The organism is Paenibacillus oenotherae (assembly GCF_019443105.1).
Lineage (GTDB): Bacteria > Bacillota > Bacilli > Paenibacillales > Paenibacillaceae > Paenibacillus_Z > Paenibacillus_Z oenotherae.
The window spans coordinates 103,988-120,367 of the sequence record NZ_JAHZIJ010000013.1 but is presented as its reverse complement, the minus strand read 5'-3'; the positions used below and the strand labels follow the sequence as shown (position 1 = coordinate 120,367).

Here is a 16,380-nt window from a genome sequence, read left to right as displayed (position 1 = left end):
AGACAGCTTATGAATCCAAGACTTCGAGTAGGCTATATTAGCGGACAAGCCAAACGGGTCAACGAGCGCGTTATAGACACGGCGTGGCTGCGCTATTTGGGCCAATATGTGGAATTGATCGAGATTCCGCCCCTCAGCTATATCAAGCTGTTCGGAGGGACCTTCGAGAAATGGCTGCAGAAATTCCCGGAATCGCTGGACAAGCTAAGCGCGAACCTGAAGGCGCTGCAGGACAAATACAGGCTTGACGTGTTCTATGCCAACCTTACCCCTTCTAATCCCTATATCGTCATGGCGCGCAATCACGGACAGCTGGATCTGGGCATTCTCATGATTGCGCATTGCGTAGGTTCGGAGAACTGGGTCAGGCATTGGCTGGCGATGGCGCCGTTCCTGACAGAGAAGGATGTGCTGCTGGCGAGTACGGCAACGACCAAGCGCGCATTGGAGTGCATCTCGGATGTCTACAAGGGAGCTTGCCAAATTCCGCTGTGTACGGACGCGGACGGACTGTTGGGGAGCTTCAATGAGGACGGAGAACCAATCATACTGTCTATCGGGCGCATCGAGAATGTCAAAAATATCGATGCCGCGCTGCGCTGCTTCGCGGATATCTCCGCAAGGGTTCCAGGCGCCAGGCTGGTTATCGCCGGAGAATATACAGGGAGATCGGAGGGGCAGGTTCGGCAGTACCGGGAACAGCTTGAAGGTCTCGTTCAGCAGTATGGTCTTCAGGATACGGTGACGTTCACGGGATCTATCGTAGGCGCCGAGAAGGAGGCATGCTTCAGAAGCGCTGCGCTGCTGCTTAATCTCTCCACGGACCCCGGCGAGACGTTCGGCTACAACATTGTGGAGGCGAAGCGGTACGGCTTGCCGGTTGTCTGTACGGATTGGGATGGATTCCGCGATATTGTCCGCCACGGCGAGGACGGCTTTCTGGCAGACTGCTTCTGGGAAGGGGACAAGCCTTCGATTGACGAGGCCCAGGTGGCGGACTACTGCGTACAGCTGTTGACGGATTCTGGCCTGCGGCGGCGGATGCATGGCGCAAGCTTGCTCTCGATGGAGCAGTTTCATTACCGGAAAGTGATGCCTCTCGTCGAAGAGGCGGTCTACCATGCATCAGAGAGAGTGGTGCTGTACCGGAAGGTAGACGAGGTGTGGAATACGCCGATCAGCGAGCAGGGCGGGCTATACTGTCTGGATAACCTCAGAGGCATCAGCTTTCTTGATGCCAGCCCGCTGTCTGTGTTGTCCGAAGTCAACACGATTGCATTGGAGCAATGGTATGGGCAGGTCAAGCCGCTTATTGGCCATTTTGCGAGTGCAAATAAACAGTTTGTGTGAAGGGAGGTATGAGATTGAGAGAACTTACTGTAGAAACTGCGGCCAATCCATCCATGCAGCATGAGCTGATTTCTGTAGCGCCGATGGAATGCATTCCTTCCAGTGTTATGACCATGCTGAAGGCTAAGGGCTATAACCCGGAGCTGTTCCTGATCGATTACTGGAATTTGAACTATTACAACCGTTCCAAAATTGTCATTTCCGCCAAAAAGACGATCAATGTTAAAAACCTGAAGAAGGTCTATGGCATTGATGTCGTCTATGTGCATGGCGACAAGCGCGCACTGGCGGAATCGATCATGTCCGGCAATTCCATTCTGTATGAATGCAAATCCTCCCGGCTGCACTTCTTTCCCGAATCTCTCATGACCCATGAGGACAGCGGCTTCAACCATTTCATTATTGTGCACGGTTATGACGAGGGGACGGAGGACTTTTATGTCATGGACCCTGTTGCCGACTTTCAAGGGACAATGACGTATGACGAATTGGTCGGAGCAGGGCTGTACAACGGGCGATTATACTATTTTGACTTTCGTTTCCCCTCCTCCTTCATTCCCCCGTCGCCCAAGGATATGCTGAGTTATGCCGTCACTCAAAATTACAACTATCATGTGCATAATACGTTTGCGTCAGGGGTCAATGTATTGCGCCGGTTTAATAGAGAGGTGAGCGATCCCGATATTGCAGACCGCTCGATTCAGAAATGGGTGGAGCAGAACAATATAACGCTAGTGTCGATTATAAGAATGCGGAAGCGGGTGTGGGAGAGCCTGTGCAGCCTGGGTGTTCTGAACGATGATGCGGTTGCCATGCTCAGCGGCAAGGTGGATCGCATTATGACCCAGTGGAAGAGTCTTAACTTCCTGCTGACGAAATACAGGTTCAAGCAGACGCCGACCGTTATCGAATCTATTAGCAATAAGGTGGAGGACATCATTCAAAGCGAGAAAGATTTCCTGATTGAACTCTATGAAATGGGCAGGTAATGGATATGAACTATTACATGTGTTCGATATCATTCCGGCATGAAATCGTCTCTCTGGAGGAACTGATTTCTTTTGCCGGCAGAGTTGGATTCCAAGGAATTGAATTATGGGGCGTGCACGCGCGTTCGCTGATGTATTCCACCTTGTCCCATCCGGAGGCGCTGGCTGGACTGATCGCTGAGCGGGATTTGAAAATTAATATGATAAGCGATTATGTTGCGTTCACGCCGGAGGAGATCAAGGGCAGATGCAAGGAATGGGTAACGATGTCGGAGCTGTTCCATACGGACAAAATCCGCATCTTCGCAGGGAATTGTCCAAGCGCCGGGATAAGCAGAGAGCTATGGCAGGAGAGGGTAGAGCAGCTGCGGGCGATAACCCGGTATTTGGAGGCTCACGGCATCTCGCCCGTTATTGAGACACATCCGAATACGCTTGCCGATACGCTGGAATCGACCCTCAGGCTAATCCATGAAGTGGATGAGCCTGCCCTGAAGGTTAATCTGGATGTGCTTCATCTGTGGGAGACGGATACGCCTCCGCTTGAAGCCTTCGACCGGCTTGCGCCCTGGATCGGCAATGTTCACTTGAAGAATATCGATGACCGGAGCTGCCTGTCTGTCTTTGAGCCGGGCAATATCTACTCCCCCTTCGGAACGAGGGATGGAATTGTCGGATTGCAGGATGGACTGATTGACTACGTTGAGGTGATCGATCATCTCGTTAAGATCGGGTTCACGGAGCATGCATCAATCGAATGGTTCGGCCAAAAACCGTTTCATTATGTGGAACAGGAATTCAGGTGGTTGAAGGAAACGGAGAGCAGAGCATCCAAGCTTGTCAGCACGCAAACGTGATCTAAGTAGGGGAGGATTAAGGTTGTTCAATTTCGGTCTGGACTTTTTTCCGGTGTGTGATCCTGGGAAGACAAGCGGGGAGCAGTATTTTCAAGAGTCCTTGAAGCTTGCAGCAGAAGGTGAGAGGCTGGGCTTCACAAGTGTGAAGACGATCGAGCATCATGCGACCGATTATGGCGGCTATTCGCCCAATCCGCTGCTCTTTCTATGCGCGGCGGCGCAGCGTACAACGGCGATGAAGCTGATTACCGGATGTGTCGTTCCGGCATTCTGGCATCCCGTCAAGCTGGCCGGAGAGCTTGCGATGGCAGATGCGCTGTGCCAGGGGCGATTGGAGGTCGGATTCGCGCGGGGCTTCCTGCCCCATGAATTCGAGCTGTTCGAACGAGGGCTCGGAACGGAGCGTGCGCTGCGCTTTCGGGAAGCCATTGATCTCATTAAGAAGTTCTGGAGCAATGAGAGCGTTCATTTTGCAGGTGATTACTATCAGATCGAGGGGACGACCGTCTATCCCCCTATGGCGCGGATGCCGAACATATGGATCGCTGCCACGCATACCGCGAACTCCTTCAAATGGGCGGGAGCGGAAGGCTACGGCCTGCTTCTGGTGCCTTACGTGAGCGATTTTGAAGACCTGCGCGCCAAGATCGACATCTACAGACGCGCTTATACGGAGGCGGGACACGGAGAACCGAATAAAATTACTTTTACGATGCATGCTTGTGTCCATGCGGATCGGGACAAAGCTATCGCGTTAGCACGGGAGCCGTTGGAACGCTATTTGCGGGCATTCGTTGGCACGGGCGCCTTCAAGCCGGAAGAATACCAGGCCTTTCAAGATACGGTCATTAGAGAGATCAAGGCTCTGACCTATGAGCGGATCATTGAGGAAAAAAGATCATTGATCGGCACGCCGGAGGAAGTTGTGGAGACGCTGCATTATTACAGGGAGTTTTTCGGGGCGCTGGATTTCAGCTTGGGCTTTAACTTTGGTGACATGCCCTATGGGCAGGCATTGGAGAGCATGAATGTTTTTAGTGAGCATGTCATTCAGCCGTATGCTGTAGTCTAAATAAAGGAGGGTGCAAGTTATGAATTATACATTGCCTACGACAGGCAAGTTGAAGAAATCACAGGCGGAAGCGCTGGCGTCCCGATTGAATTACTGCATTGAAGAACTGGAGGCCTGCCATCTGGATGAGGAGACGGGGGTGATTCATCTGTCTCTGAGAGAGGGCACGAATCTGCAGGAGCTGGAGCCTGTTCTGAACAAGCTGCTGGAGGCGGAGACGGAGATCAGAACCTTGAGCTCCCGGGTGCTGCTGTCCACCGGTACTGGCGAGAGAGGTGTCGATCACAGCGGGGACGTAGAGACGGTCTATTCCTTCGACGGCAAGGTAAGAGCGGGATTAGCTGTGACTTTATCCGATGCCATCGACCGTATATTCAGGCAATTCGGCTTGGAGCAGCAGGCGCAGCTGCGCAAATATTCCTCCATGATCGATATCGAAGCGCTGAATCAGTGCAACTATATCGAGACATTCCCGCACAACATTCATCTGGTGTCGGAGATTCCGCATCAACTGGATCAGCTGGAGCGGGTGAGGAGCGAATCCGACCTGAATGATATTGCGCGGGTGAGCAAATATGCCCTGTCGCCGGCCGTCTGCTTTCACTGTTATCGGGAGCTTATGAACAGCTCCATAGAAAGTCCGCTGGTTCTAACAGCACTGGGCAATTGCTTCCGGCATGAATCCGCCTGGCGGGTCGGCCGCCACCGGTTGAATGAATTTCATATGCGCGAGATTGTTTTCCTTGGCGAAGCCGGATTTGTCGAGGAGACGCGGACGCATTATATCGATAAGGTATGGCAATTGTTCAATGATCTCGGCTTTGAAGGCAGAATTGAAACGGCATCGGACCCGTTCTATTTCTCCGAGGACGCCTCCAAGGGCCAGCATCAAATGATGGCGAATATGAAGTACGAGCTGATTGTGGAGCTGCCAGCGGGCCAATTCTCCATCGCCTCCTTCAATCATATGGGTGATTCCCTGTGCAAGAAGTTCAATATCTCGGATCGCTCAGGGAAGAGCTTGCAGTCAGGCTGTACAGCCTTCGGGGTTGACCGCTGGGTATACGGACTGCTGTCCAGGCATGGCATTCAATACTCGGAATGGCCTGCCAGTGTGAGGAAGCGGCTGGATCCTTACTTCCAGGATGATGCCAAGCAATCGGAATCGGCATTATTGGAGCCGGTGTAAGGGTCATAGCGAGAGCTATAAAAGAGGGGCTGAATCGGCCGGAGTTGACGGCCGGGGCAGCCTCTCTTTGCGCGGGCTCCTGGTTTGGCCGCCGACATGCGTGTGACCGGGCATCGTGTGCCGGGAGGCGCAGCGCGGTACGGAAAAAGAGACAAGCGAAATGCGAGCTAAGCTGGGCAAAACCTGCGAAACGGCAGTTATTTTCTCATTTTTGACCCCTTGAAGGTGAAATGCCTGCCAGCGTGCAGGTATTTCACCTTCGTTTGCCCTTATCGGCCGATTATTTCTCAAATTCATGCTTCATCGCAGGAATTTTACCGTTATGGCGTCTTGTAACCGAAATTCATGCACATTCGCAGGCTTCTTACTCCGTCACTCTGCCTTCAAAACAGTAGGAGAAGGGGGGCAGAAAGCATTTTCACACATCATGTGGGACTGACTCACTGGATATTGGACTTTTCGGACAGCCCCGCGAAAACGGAACAACAAGATGCCATCAGCGCTTGCCGGATTGAATGAAGGTGAGGATCGAGCGGAGAGACTGGGGCTCTCCCTGCTGCAGCAGATCGCCTTCCTGCTGCAAGCGAGACTCGATATTAAGCAGATGGAAGTCGGTAATTGCTGCATTCGCCCGCACTTCGCTCCAGTGCAGCGGGGTGGACACCGTAGCGCCTTTGCGGGCTCTGGGGGAGTAGGGGGCGATGATCGTTTTGCCTTGATAATGCTGCAAATAATCGATGTAAATCCGATCGCCCCGATGCTTGGTCAGCCGTTCGATGGTGAACAGCGACGGATATTGATCCGACATATAGGAGCCTACGAATTCACCGATCTGTCTCAGCTCGTCGAACGTAAGGTCAGGAATCAACGGGACGATAAGCTGTATCCCTGTTGCGCCCGATGTCTTGGGGATGCTCGTGATGCCGAGCGATTGAAGCAGATCGCCAACCATGACCGCCGCTTCCATAATGCGGGGCTCCTCCGGAAGAGTAGGGTCGAGATCGATGACCCATTCCGTAGGCTGAGCCGGATTGCTGACCCTGTCGAACGATGCGTGGAATTCCAGGCAGGCCAGATTGCCCAGCCACAGCAGGACTGGAAGAGAATCCAGATGGACATATGAGATGCCTTCATGGGCTAGAGTATTAACGAAGCCGGGAGCTGGCGCGGGACAATTTTTCTGATAGAAGGACTTGCCGTCCACGCCGTCGGGATACCGGATTGTAGTCAAATACCGGTCACTGCAATGGTTCAGCAGCAAGGGTGCCAGAGCGGCAAGCCGCTGCAAGTAGATTGCCTTCGTAATACCCATTCCGGGCCAGAGCAGCTTGTTCGGATTGCTCACTGTCAGCTCCTGGCCCTCCACAACGATGGTTCCTTTCACGCTGCGGCTCATGGAATCGGCTCCTTAGGCAAAAAAGTAACAAGCTTGGGGTGGCGAAGCTGGCCTGCGGCTGTTATCTCCAGTCCGGTTACGCGGCATTTGAAGGACAGGGGCAGCCATTGTATCGTTTCACGCTTGAGATCATCCGGCATTGCAGGAAAGGGGCAGCTGGTTCCCATCGTCTCCGGCTGCCCGGTGCGGAAGGTGGAGGCTAATGTCTGGCGAAGCTCAGCGTTCAGCCCGAGTGACACACTTCCGAAATAAGCGTCATGATAAGCCATCACCAGGCTGGCAATGATGCCGCTCCGCCATTTGAGCCCGACGATATCGACATCAATGACAAGCGCCGTTTTCTTCTTGAACCAGTCCCGATGCTTCTTCCCCTCAGCATAAGGGCTCGACAGCCGCTTGCTGACGACCCCCTCCCAGCGTTTGCTCTCCACCCATCTCCACAGGGCTTCGCCATCCATGAAGAGATCTGTCACAATAAGCCGCGGATCATTGCTGCTGTACCGCTGCTTCAAGCGCTCATGACGATCCCGATAGGGCAGATGTCTAAGATCGCCGGATTCATCGGCCAAGAGATCAAACAGCACATAGACAATGCTGCCTGCTTCCGATGAGGGGGAGGAAGGGAGCGGCCTTTCTCGCAAGGAGCCAGTATGACGAGATGGCTGAGCGACAGCCGCTTGCTGACCGCTTCTGGAACGCTCACGCTTCAGCACCTCCTGGAAATTCGGACGGACGCCATCCCACCATACGACCTCGCCATCGAGAATGCAGCTCTCATGATCCGGTGATAAAGACGATAGCAGACGGACAACCTCGGGATAGACGGAGTTCTTGTTCAGCATATTGCGCGAATAGAGTTGAACAGTACCGCTGGACTGTATCCGTGCAATAATTCGAACGCCGTCCCATTTGAGCTGGTAGCCCCAGTCATCCCCCTTGGGCAGCTCGCTGCTTGTAATCGGAGCCATGGGATGCTCGGGCAATCGGGGCAAAGAGAGACTGCTGTCAGCCTTGCCTTCACTGCCGGCTTCACCACGAGAGGAGGCGGGGGAGTTCCGCTGCCCGTTCATGCTAGGATACCGTCTCCTTCGAGGAGCTGCCCTTTGCCTTGCGCGGGCGCGGAGTCTTGGCTCTTGGAGCGGGATTGCCATCGGCGGCAGCGGCGTTGTCGCCAGTGCTGCTGTCCGTACCGCTGGCGTTCTCTGTACCCGCCGCCGGTTGGCCTGGCGCATTGCCTCCGCCAGTATCGAAGCTGCCTGGCGCAGCCGGAGATATTCGGACGGCTTCGAGACTGGCTTGCAGAGCAGCCATCAAGTCCAGCACATTCGTGCGCTGCTGCTCTGGCGCGACACGCACATCTTCGCCGGCTATTTTGTGCTGGATGAGATCCATCAAGCGTGTGCGATAGTCATCCGTATATTTGGCTGGCTCGAAAGGCGTGGAGAGCTGTTCAATCAGCATGCGGGCCATCGTGAGCTCCTTCTCATTCACATCATGTCCCTCCGGCAAGCCGGGAACCTGCTGGGCCGACCGGATTTCATCGGGATAGAAGATCGTTTCCATGGCGATGCAATCCCCGATGACACGAATGGCTGCAAGTGAGCTTTTGGAGCGGATGGACACCTTTGCAATGCCGATGCGTCCAGACTGGCGCATAGCCTCCAGCAGCAGATTATAGGCGTTTCCGCCCGCTTGGTCGGGGGACAGATAGTACGTTTTCTGAAAATAAATAGGGTCGATTTCCTCCAGCGCGACAAAATCGAGGATCGTAATCGTTTTGGTGACATCATCGCTCAGCTGCTCAAGCTCTTCCTTCTCGAAGAGGACGAAGTGGCCCTTCTCATATTCATATCCCTTGATGATATCGTCCCATCCGATATCGGTCTCACAGGTTTGGCATTTGCGGACATAAGCAACGGGACTGCCGCATTCGCGGTGAAGGAGACGCATCGAGATATCCTTATCCTCCGTAGCGGAGAACATCTTAACGGGCACATGCACAAGCCCAAAGCTAATCGCGCCTTTCCATACAGTATGCATTGTTTAACCTCCTAAAAGTTTTTGCGTGGCTGTGCTCATCCTGCGCGAGCAGGATCAAGCAAAAACTGGCATCGAAAGCATGGGCCAAGTTTTTGCGGGCAGTAAGTGGTCTATGTATCAGGCTATGATGCCAGTATTCCCTGAATGCATGAAAGACAATCGAAACGGGCATATTTTTGGTGAACGCGGGTACCACCCGAGCGATAGAGGGGAGGTTGACAGCATGAGTGGAATAAGCAGCACGCCGGAGGGAAGCAGCAGCGGCGGGGACAGGCGTCACGAAGGCCGGGACGATTATTTTATGGATATTGACCGCATGGTTAATGAAGGGTTGGGCGGGGGACAGGTTACACTGCACAACGGAATGATCGAAGCGACGACGACGGAGACGATGATCCCGGAAACCGGTGCGGTCCAAACTGAAACAGAAGCGCAAGAGACGTAAAAGGAGCTGCAGCCCGCAATGAAAACCGAACGTGCCCAACAAATCTATCAATCCAAAGAAACAATAGCCGTTCATCTCGAAGGCAAGCCGGTATGGATCGAGAATGTGGATGAAGGCAATGGCATGGCCACGGTTCAGGTCGAGTCCAATCCGCTTAATACGATGACCGTATCCGTTGACCGCCTTCAAGAAGGCAAGGGCTATGATGCCTGAATAAGCCGGTACAGGAACCCCGCTGTGAGCCCAGTGCTCAGGCGGGGTTCCTGCTGTTTGCCGGTACCTATTTGTTTAAGGAGCAGGGGGCAAGGGTAAAAAAGAGCATGAAAGACAACAGAAAACGATACTGTAGAGGAGAGGATTATTATGGTTCAACGCAACGTCGATATCGAAGAACGCCATGTGGAGAAAAGGTCCGATCCCAGCCATGTAGCGGCGACTTTTATAAAATATGCAGCCTATATCATTATCTTTTTCGGAGCGCTGTATTTCCTTGTTGAATATGTGCTGCCCAAGCTATAAGCGGCAAGGCGGAGACTCAGTTTATTATAATGATGGCCGGCTGCCGCAGCCGCGCCTTGGGGAATGTCCACCTGGAGAAATCGGGTGGGCATTTTTTTGGAATATAAAGTAATATTTTAGTTGAAGACTCAAGTTGTGATGGGGGAATTATGATGAGCGAGGATTGGAAGAAAGCCGAGAAAGCGCTGAGTTATATTGAAGTGAACGGGAATGCCAATAACGATCCCGTCACGATCTCAGGTCAGACAGAGGGTCTGCATTGTATTGGAATTGGTACGGATGCTGCCGTATTCTCCTATGAACCTGAGCCCGGTTATGCTTTCAAAGTTTATTCGCCCCATGCGGTGGAGAAACTGCAAGCGGAGAGGTCCGTATATGAGCGGCTGGCTGGTTCGCCCTATCATCCTCAGTATTATGGCTACGGTAGCAACTATCTGGTCATCAGCTTCGAAAGGGGGATTACGCTGCATGATTGTCTTGTGCATGGTGTCCCGGTTCCCGAGCAGGTAATCAAGGATGTTGAGGACGCCAAGAAGCTGGTCATTGCACGGGGTTTGAATCCGAGGGATATCCATCTGAAAAATGTGCTGATGCAGGATGGCAGAGCTAAAGTGATCGACGTTTCGGAATACATAAAGGAAGGCAATGATCACAGATGGGACCATTTGGTTTGGGCGTATAATAATTTCTATGGGCATCTGGAAGGTGTGAAGATACCGTCATGGGCACTTGCCACAATTCGCAAATGGTACAACCGCGCTGATCAGGCCAACTTCTCTCTGGAGGAGTTCTCGCAGCGGGTTAGTCAATTATTCAAATGGACCGGAAAATAATAGAGCAGTTCTTTAACGTACTGCTATGGTGAAATGTAATGGCGATAATGCATGAAAAACGAATAAAGATGGCAGATAAATTGCGATAATATCGTTTTTGATTTGGAATTTGATGAAAAAACATTTATAATGATAATATACGAAGGAATTTGAGCGGAATGGAGGGGAAGAATGGCTAAACAACATTACAAACTTACAAAGCTGGAAATTATCAAACGTATTATCTTCTTAACGATTGGCGCTGCGCTCGTAGCTGTTGCCCTGGAAATTTTCCTCGTTCCCAACCATATTATTGATGGTGGTATCGTCGGTGTTTCCATTATTTTCGCCGAGTTGTCTGACCTGCCGCTTGGTATGTTTCTTTTCCTGCTGAACCTGCCTTTTCTGGTTCTCGGGTATAAGCAGATCGGCAAAACGTTCGCGATATCGACGTTATATGGAGTAACGGTCATGTCAATCGGAACGACGCTGCTTCATTCCGTAGAGCCGCTGACGTACAGTATTTTTCTGGCTCCGGTGATCGGAGGGGTGCTGCTTGGGATCGGTGTAGGACTAGTCATCCGATTCGGCGGTTCGCTTGACGGTACGGAAATTGTAGCGATTCTGTTCACGAAGAAGCTGCCATTCTCGGTTGGCGAGATTGTCATGTTCATCAATCTTTTCATTCTGGGAAGCGCAGGCTTTGTCTTCTCGTGGGACAGCGCGATGTACTCGCTTATCGCTTACTACATCGCCTTCAAGATGATCGATGTGACGATAGAGGGCTTTGACGAGTCGAAATCGGTCTGGATCATCAGCGATGAAGCGAAGGAAGTTGGAGATGCCATCATGAGCCGGCTTGGCCGGGGCGTTACTTATCTGCATGGCGAGGGCGGCTTCTCTGGCGGGACGAAGCGGGTTATATTCTGCGTCATTACCCGTCTGGAGGAAGCGAAGCTCAAAATGATTGTGCAGGAGCTTGATCCTTCCGCGTTCCTGGCTGTGGGCAACATTCACGATGTGAAGGGCGGCCGTTTCAAGAAGCGGGATATTCACTAGTTGACCGGCGAACATTACAGGTTGAACGGATGCCGCCGCATGGCGGAATGACACAAGCGGGTAAGATTGCTCTTCTGATGAGCGGTCTTGCCCGCTTTTGTTGCGAGGGTGGAAGCTGACCGATATAATAAGGTCATTGATGTTGTTGGCTATGAGGACCGAGGCGAAAGAGCCGATGTGAGCTTCCAAATGTGAGCTTTCAATTCAGTCGGGTAGACGAAGTAGAATGTTACTGCTTTCGGTATATCGTACACTGTAACAATCTGTAAAAGGACATAACCCGCTTATAGGGAATGAAAGCAGGCCGGGTGCAGTGTAGGTTTGCCTGCCGACGTGTGACCGAGCACCGCGTGCCGAGATGGCACCTCGCGCCGGGAGGAGCGCGCGGTGCGGAACACGCTGACGAGCTGTAGCGGGATAAAAGCTGCTTACAGGGGAGGAAAGCAGGCTGGTTGTTCGCTGTAACACGGAATTGCCTGCTTATGGGCGAGATGAGACGGAATTTGTATACGCTGACTAGCTGTAGCGGAAGTTATTAGTTGGTCTGGTATACGTATCAACGCAGCTGCAAAGGGGGCGGTTGGGCTGGACGAATTCGCGAGTATCCGCCATTGGACGGATGGCCGCCAGAGCGAGCAGCGTTTGCGCGAGCAGGGGGTTGTAGTCGGCATCGGCGATGATGCCGCTGTGGTTGAGGCGCCGCCGGGTGAGGGCGGCGCCCTGCAGTGGGTGCTGGCGGTCGACACGATGGTGGAGACCGTCCACTTCAATGCAGCGACGATGGCGGAGGCCGATGTCGGCTGGAAAGCGCTGGCCGCGAACGTAAGCGATATCGCGGCGATGGGCGGTGTGCCCCGGCATGCGCTCGTGTCCGTGAGCGTGCCGCGGGCCTGGGAGCCGGCGCGTATTCGCCGGCTCTATGACGGGCTGTACGCATGCGCCGAGCATTACGGCGTCGCGGTAGTTGGCGGCGACACGACCTCGTCGCCGGCGCAGCTTGTTGTGGCCGTGACGGTGGTTGGCACCGTCGAGGCCGGCAGGGCGGTTCGCCGGTCGGGCGCGCAGCCCGGCGACGCCGTGTTCGTGACCGGGCCGATCGGCATGGCCTCGGCCGGTCTGCATTATTTGCTCGCCGCGGCCAGCGGCGAGCAGTGCGTGCCGCTCGCCGCGGCGGAGGCCGCCGGCACGGCGGCGCTGGTGCAGGCGCACCGCCGCCCGGCGCCGTCCGTGCGCGCGGCGCGAGTGCTCGCCGCGCGCGGCACAGTCACATCGCTGAACGACGTCAGCGATGGCCTTGCAAGCGAAGCTTGGGAAATCGCCGAGAGCTCCGGCGTCAAGCTCACGCTGCGCGAATCGCAGCTGCCGATGAGCGGCAGCATGGCTGCTTACGCGCGCCGGAGCGGCGTGGAGCCGCTGGAGTGGATGCTCTACGGCGGCGAGGATTACGTGCTGCTTGGCACGATTGCGGCGGCGGATGCTGCCGGGGCCAAGGCGGCGTTGGCCGCAGAAGGCCTGCCGATGTATGTGATCGGCACAGCCGAGGCAGGCGCTGCCGGTGTCGAGCTGGTCCATGATAGCGGGAACAGCGAAACGGGCCGGAGAGCGGAGCGGAGGGTGCCTCTGGCCAAGCGGGGCTATAATCATTTTGGCTGATAACGAAAGCAACCGGACTCTCATAACATTATAGGTGGAATTAGGATGATAGAAGCAGGACAAGCCGTCTGGATGGCGGCAAGCGAGCAGGATACCGTTGTACTGGCTGAGCTGCTGGCCTCTTGGGCCATGCCGGGTGCTGTTCTGGCATTGGATGGCGATCTTGGCGCGGGCAAAACGCGATTCTCGCAAGCTTTTGCCGGTGCGATTGGCGTGAAGGGAATTGTGAATAGTCCCACCTTTACAATCATTAAGGAATACGAGGGCAGGGTGCTGCCTCTCTATCATATGGATGTCTACCGGCTGTCGCTGCCGGAGGCGGACGAGCTGGGGCTGGATGAGTATTTCTATGGAGCAGGAGTAACGATCGTAGAGTGGGCCAGCCTGATCGAAGAACTGCTGCCTCCGGAACGTCTGCAAATCTATATCGAGCATCTCGGCGGAGAAGCTCGCCGGATAGCTGTCAAGGGCATCGGCGCACCCTATGCGCAATGGTGCCAGCAGCTTGGAGCGAAAGGAGCGAGCCGCTTATGAAAGAGCAGCAATCGGGCCAATACCGGCAGGGCGGCCCGCTTATATTAGCGCTGGATACATCGACTGCCGCACTTGCGGCCGCACTCGTTCGCGGAGAAGAAACGCTTGGCACGATTCAATCGCTTGCTGAACGCAATCATTCCGTGTTGACCGTCGCACAGCTGAAATCGCTGCTTGAGGAATACGGTGTCGCAGCAGAAGAGCTGGACGGTATTGCGGTAGGCCGAGGGCCGGGCTCATACACAGGCATGCGAATTGCGGTGTCGATTGGCAAGACGCTTGCCTGGGTGTGGAATAAGCCGCTAGTCGGCGTTTCCAGTCTGGAAGCGCTGGCCTATGGGGCATGGCAGGCCAACAAGCAGGAGCATTCTGCCCGCGAATCCTTTGGCGGAGCTGACTGGTTTGTGCCGATTATGGATGCGCGGCGCGGGCAAGTTTACACTTCCGCCTTCAGCTGCAGTCCGGGCGGAGAATGGACACGGCTGTCTGCGGATGGAATTCGCCTTATGCGGGAGTGGGTGGACCAGCTTGCCGGAATGATGGATTCAGCAGAGGAAGGAACCGCTCCGGCCCGCATCTGGATTGTGGGCGACCTGTCCCTGCACGAAGCGGAGGGGGAGCGCCTGCGCCATATTTGTGCTGGGGCCCATGCAGCGCCTGTCCGCGATGTTCATCTGCTGCCGTTCACGATGGAAGGAACTTCTGTAGCGGCGCTCGGCTCGATGCGGATCGTTAAGGGAGAACGCGATGATGTGCACACCTTTGTTCCCAATTACACGCAGGTAACGGAAGCGGAAGCGAAGCTGGCTGCGAAGCGGGCAGGCGAGGTGCAGACATGATAGGAATCGATACGGAGAGCCTCGTTTACCGGGCTATGACACTGGGGGATGTGCCCCGGATACTGGAGATTGAGGTGGAGGCCTTCACTTGTCCCTGGACAGAGGAAGCGTTCCGCAATGAGCTGATCAACAATCATTTTGCAAGATATATGGTGGTAGCGCACGGGGATACTATAATCGGATATGGCGGCATGTGGGTCATTATAGACGAGGCGCATGTGACGAATATTGCGATTCGCGAAGGGTACCGCGGCAAGGGATTGGGAGAGCGTCTGCTGACGGAGATGCAGAAGCTGGCGGTGTTCTTCGGGGCGGCCCGCATGACATTGGAGGTGCGGGTAAGCAACGAGGTGGCACAGCGGCTGTACCGCAAGCTTGGCTTTGAAGAAGCTGGTCTCCGGCCGGGCTATTATTCGGACAATCAGGAGGATGCGCTCATTATGTGGGCGGAGCTATCCGTGCCTGAGGCGGGGAGCGAGAATGACGAAGACGAATGAGTTGATATTAGCGATTGAGACAAGCTGTGACGAAACTTCGGTCGCAGTAATACGGGGCGGCCGCGAAATTCTGTCGAACATCATCTCAAGTCAAATTGAGACACATGAGCTGTTCGGCGGAGTTGTACCGGAGATCGCCTCGCGCAAGCATGTAGAGAGCATAACACTCATTGCAGAGCAGGCCATTGCGGAAGCGGGCGTAACGCTGCGTGATCTGTCGGCTATTGCGGTTACGCAGGGGCCGGGTCTGGTGGGGGCGCTGCTGGTCGGTGTCGTAGCGGCCAAAAGCCTTGCCATGGCGCTGGATCTGCCCCTGATCGCCGTCCATCATATTGCTGGACATATCTACGCGAATCAATTGGTTCACGAGATTAAATATCCGTGCCTGGCGCTTGTTGTCTCCGGCGGGCATACGGAGCTTGTCGCGCTGGAGCGCGAGGGAAGTTTCCGCATGATAGGGCGTACCCGCGACGATGCGGTAGGCGAAGCCTATGACAAGGTGGCGCGGGCGCTTCACCTGCCTTATCCCGGAGGGCCTCATATCGATCGTCTGGCGGTCGAGGCGGCGGATGAGACGGATCTGCCGCGTGCATGGCTGGAACCGGATTCCTATGATTTCAGCTTCAGCGGGTTGAAATCTGCCGTGCTTTCTGTCATCAATCAAGCGAAAATGCGCGGCCAGCAGCTGGATGAACCGGCGCTGGCCAGAGGGTTTCAGGCGTCGGTCATCGATGTGCTTGTGACCAAGGCGCTTCGCGCAGTAAGGGCCGAGGGCGCCAAGCAGCTGCTGCTGTGCGGCGGTGTTGCTGCCAACCGCGGACTTCGCGCAGCGCTTGCTGCCCGCTGCGAAGCGGAAGGGATTCCGCTTCTGGTGCCGCCGCTGTCGCTCTGTACAGATAATGCGGCGATGATCGGCGCTGCCGCCCATCTGAAGTTCAAGCACGGCGAGTTCACCACATTAAATATGAAAGCAGAGCCTGTGCTGTCACTGGAGGAATGGTCGATCGGCCGCGGCGGGCACAGCTGAGCGCACATAAACGGAAGTGCACAATCACCTGAAAGTGGCTGTGCGAAAACGGTAATGCCGAATAAGGCAGGGCAGCCCCCAATCTTATGAAGAAGCCTCCAA

General features: G+C 54.7%; 18 protein-coding genes. 15 read left to right on the top strand and 3 right to left on the bottom strand.

Annotation, left to right across the window (positions count from 1 at the left end; genetic code table 11):
* The first annotated feature begins 9 nt into the window (after positions 1-9).
* From K0T92_RS17305 to K0T92_RS17285, 5 genes are read left to right on the top strand one after another with little or no spacing between them, the layout of a single operon-like run.
* Positions 10-1,350 (top strand): glycosyltransferase family 4 protein, encoded by a 1,341-nt coding sequence (locus K0T92_RS17305; protein ID WP_219873731.1) that lies wholly within the window; start codon positions 10-12, stop codon positions 1,348-1,350.
* A gap of 14 nt (positions 1,351-1,364) precedes the next feature.
* A complete protein-coding gene (locus tag K0T92_RS17300) occupies positions 1,365-2,339 on the top strand; it encodes a C39 family peptidase (protein WP_219873729.1) in 975 nt (324 codons plus the stop codon).
* Positions 2,340-2,344: 5 nt separating this feature from the next.
* Positions 2,345-3,196: a sugar phosphate isomerase/epimerase family protein gene (locus K0T92_RS17295; protein WP_219873727.1), complete on the top strand. Its 852-nt coding sequence runs from the start codon at positions 2,345-2,347 to the stop codon at positions 3,194-3,196.
* A gap of 22 nt (positions 3,197-3,218) precedes the next feature.
* Positions 3,219-4,268 carry an LLM class flavin-dependent oxidoreductase gene (locus K0T92_RS17290; RefSeq protein ID WP_219873723.1) on the top strand — a complete coding sequence of 350 codons (1,050 nt, stop codon included), beginning with the start codon at positions 3,219-3,221 and terminating at the stop codon, positions 4,266-4,268.
* A 19-nt stretch (positions 4,269-4,287) separates the two neighbouring features.
* Positions 4,288-5,457: an aminoacyl--tRNA ligase-related protein gene (locus K0T92_RS17285; protein ID WP_219873722.1), complete on the top strand. Its 1,170-nt coding sequence runs from the start codon at positions 4,288-4,290 to the stop codon at positions 5,455-5,457.
* Positions 5,458-5,953: 496 nt separating this feature from the next.
* Here the strand turns inward: K0T92_RS17285 and ligD are convergent, their stop codons facing one another.
* The 3 genes from ligD to ku are packed head-to-tail and all read right to left on the bottom strand — an operon-like array spanning position 5,954 to position 8,893.
* The gene (gene ligD, locus K0T92_RS17280; protein ID WP_219873720.1) at positions 5,954-6,853 is read right to left on the bottom strand and encodes a non-homologous end-joining DNA ligase; all 900 of its coding nucleotides are present in this window, start codon (positions 6,851-6,853) and stop codon (positions 5,954-5,956) included.
* The gene (locus K0T92_RS17275; protein WP_219873719.1) at positions 6,850-7,923 is read right to left on the bottom strand and encodes an ATP-dependent DNA ligase; all 1,074 of its coding nucleotides are present in this window, start codon (positions 7,921-7,923) and stop codon (positions 6,850-6,852) included. Before K0T92_RS17275 ends, ligD begins: the two co-directional genes overlap by 4 nt.
* Position 7,924: 1 nt before the next feature.
* Positions 7,925-8,893, bottom strand: coding sequence for a non-homologous end joining protein Ku (gene ku / locus K0T92_RS17270; RefSeq protein WP_219873718.1), 969 nt, complete (start codon positions 8,891-8,893; stop codon positions 7,925-7,927).
* Positions 8,894-9,116: 223 nt separating this feature from the next.
* On the opposite strand from ku, the gene K0T92_RS17265 reads away from it, so the two are divergent.
* The 10 genes from K0T92_RS17265 (at position 9,117) to tsaD (ending at position 16,278) form a co-directional block, all read left to right on the top strand.
* The gene (locus K0T92_RS17265) at positions 9,117-9,338 is read left to right on the top strand and encodes a hypothetical protein (RefSeq protein ID WP_219873717.1); all 222 of its coding nucleotides are present in this window, start codon (positions 9,117-9,119) and stop codon (positions 9,336-9,338) included.
* An 18-nt stretch (positions 9,339-9,356) separates the two neighbouring features.
* Positions 9,357-9,551 carry an H-type small acid-soluble spore protein gene (locus K0T92_RS17260; protein WP_219873716.1) on the top strand — a complete coding sequence of 65 codons (195 nt, stop codon included), beginning with the start codon at positions 9,357-9,359 and terminating at the stop codon, positions 9,549-9,551.
* Between the two features lie 150 nt (positions 9,552-9,701).
* Positions 9,702-9,857 (top strand): hypothetical protein, encoded by a 156-nt coding sequence (locus K0T92_RS17255; RefSeq protein ID WP_219873715.1) that lies wholly within the window; start codon positions 9,702-9,704, stop codon positions 9,855-9,857.
* Positions 9,858-10,009: 152 nt separating this feature from the next.
* On the top strand, positions 10,010-10,690 hold the full coding sequence (locus K0T92_RS17250; RefSeq protein ID WP_219873762.1) for a serine/threonine protein kinase: 681 nt from the start codon (positions 10,010-10,012) through the stop codon (positions 10,688-10,690).
* Positions 10,691-10,861: 171 nt separating this feature from the next.
* Entirely contained in the window at positions 10,862-11,728 is an 867-nt protein-coding gene (locus tag K0T92_RS17245) for a YitT family protein (RefSeq protein ID WP_219873714.1), read from the top strand.
* A gap of 642 nt (positions 11,729-12,370) precedes the next feature.
* Positions 12,371-13,381, top strand: coding sequence for a thiamine-phosphate kinase (gene thiL / locus K0T92_RS17240; RefSeq protein ID WP_246628235.1), 1,011 nt, complete (start codon positions 12,371-12,373; stop codon positions 13,379-13,381).
* A 45-nt stretch (positions 13,382-13,426) separates the two neighbouring features.
* On the top strand, positions 13,427-13,915 hold the full coding sequence (tsaE, locus tag K0T92_RS17235) for a tRNA (adenosine(37)-N6)-threonylcarbamoyltransferase complex ATPase subunit type 1 TsaE (RefSeq protein ID WP_219873712.1): 489 nt from the start codon (positions 13,427-13,429) through the stop codon (positions 13,913-13,915).
* A complete protein-coding gene (gene tsaB / locus K0T92_RS17230; RefSeq protein WP_219873711.1) occupies positions 13,912-14,754 on the top strand; it encodes a tRNA (adenosine(37)-N6)-threonylcarbamoyltransferase complex dimerization subunit type 1 TsaB in 843 nt (280 codons plus the stop codon). The genes tsaE and tsaB overlap by 4 nt, the downstream gene beginning before the upstream one ends.
* Positions 14,751-15,251 carry a ribosomal protein S18-alanine N-acetyltransferase gene (gene rimI / locus K0T92_RS17225; protein WP_219873710.1) on the top strand — a complete coding sequence of 167 codons (501 nt, stop codon included), beginning with the start codon at positions 14,751-14,753 and terminating at the stop codon, positions 15,249-15,251. The genes tsaB and rimI overlap by 4 nt, the downstream gene beginning before the upstream one ends.
* Complete coding sequence (tsaD, locus tag K0T92_RS17220) at positions 15,235-16,278, top strand: tRNA (adenosine(37)-N6)-threonylcarbamoyltransferase complex transferase subunit TsaD (protein ID WP_219873709.1); 1,044 nt, start codon at positions 15,235-15,237, stop codon at positions 16,276-16,278. Before rimI ends, tsaD begins: the two co-directional genes overlap by 17 nt.
* The last annotated feature ends 102 nt before the right edge of the window (positions 16,279-16,380 follow it).

Bases quoted from the DNA above. Each gene is read 5' to 3' on its own strand.
- K0T92_RS17275 (WP_219873719.1), bottom strand. From the start codon at position 7,923: ATGAACGGGCAGCGGAACTCCCCCGCCTCCTCTCGTGGTGAAGCCGGC.
- K0T92_RS17260 (WP_219873716.1), top strand. From the start codon at position 9,357: ATGAAAACCGAACGTGCCCAACAAATCTATCAATCCAAAGAAACAATA.
- K0T92_RS17245 (WP_219873714.1), top strand. From the start codon at position 10,862: ATGGCTAAACAACATTACAAACTTACAAAGCTGGAAATTATCAAACGT.
- tsaE (WP_219873712.1), top strand. From the start codon at position 13,427: ATGATAGAAGCAGGACAAGCCGTCTGGATGGCGGCAAGCGAGCAGGAT.
- K0T92_RS17265 (WP_219873717.1), top strand. From the start codon at position 9,117: ATGAGTGGAATAAGCAGCACGCCGGAGGGAAGCAGCAGCGGCGGGGAC.
- K0T92_RS17250 (WP_219873762.1), top strand. From the start codon at position 10,010: ATGAGCGAGGATTGGAAGAAAGCCGAGAAAGCGCTGAGTTATATTGAA.
- K0T92_RS17305 (WP_219873731.1), top strand. From the start codon at position 10: ATGAATCCAAGACTTCGAGTAGGCTATATTAGCGGACAAGCCAAACGG.
- K0T92_RS17255 (WP_219873715.1), top strand. From the start codon at position 9,702: ATGGTTCAACGCAACGTCGATATCGAAGAACGCCATGTGGAGAAAAGG.
- K0T92_RS17285 (WP_219873722.1), top strand. From the start codon at position 4,288: ATGAATTATACATTGCCTACGACAGGCAAGTTGAAGAAATCACAGGCG.
- ku (WP_219873718.1), bottom strand. From the start codon at position 8,893: ATGCATACTGTATGGAAAGGCGCGATTAGCTTTGGGCTTGTGCATGTG.
- tsaD (WP_219873709.1), top strand. From the start codon at position 15,235: ATGACGAAGACGAATGAGTTGATATTAGCGATTGAGACAAGCTGTGAC.
- tsaB (WP_219873711.1), top strand. From the start codon at position 13,912: ATGAAAGAGCAGCAATCGGGCCAATACCGGCAGGGCGGCCCGCTTATA.
- K0T92_RS17295 (WP_219873727.1), top strand. From the start codon at position 2,345: ATGAACTATTACATGTGTTCGATATCATTCCGGCATGAAATCGTCTCT.
- rimI (WP_219873710.1), top strand. From the start codon at position 14,751: ATGATAGGAATCGATACGGAGAGCCTCGTTTACCGGGCTATGACACTG.
- ligD (WP_219873720.1), bottom strand. From the start codon at position 6,853: ATGAGCCGCAGCGTGAAAGGAACCATCGTTGTGGAGGGCCAGGAGCTG.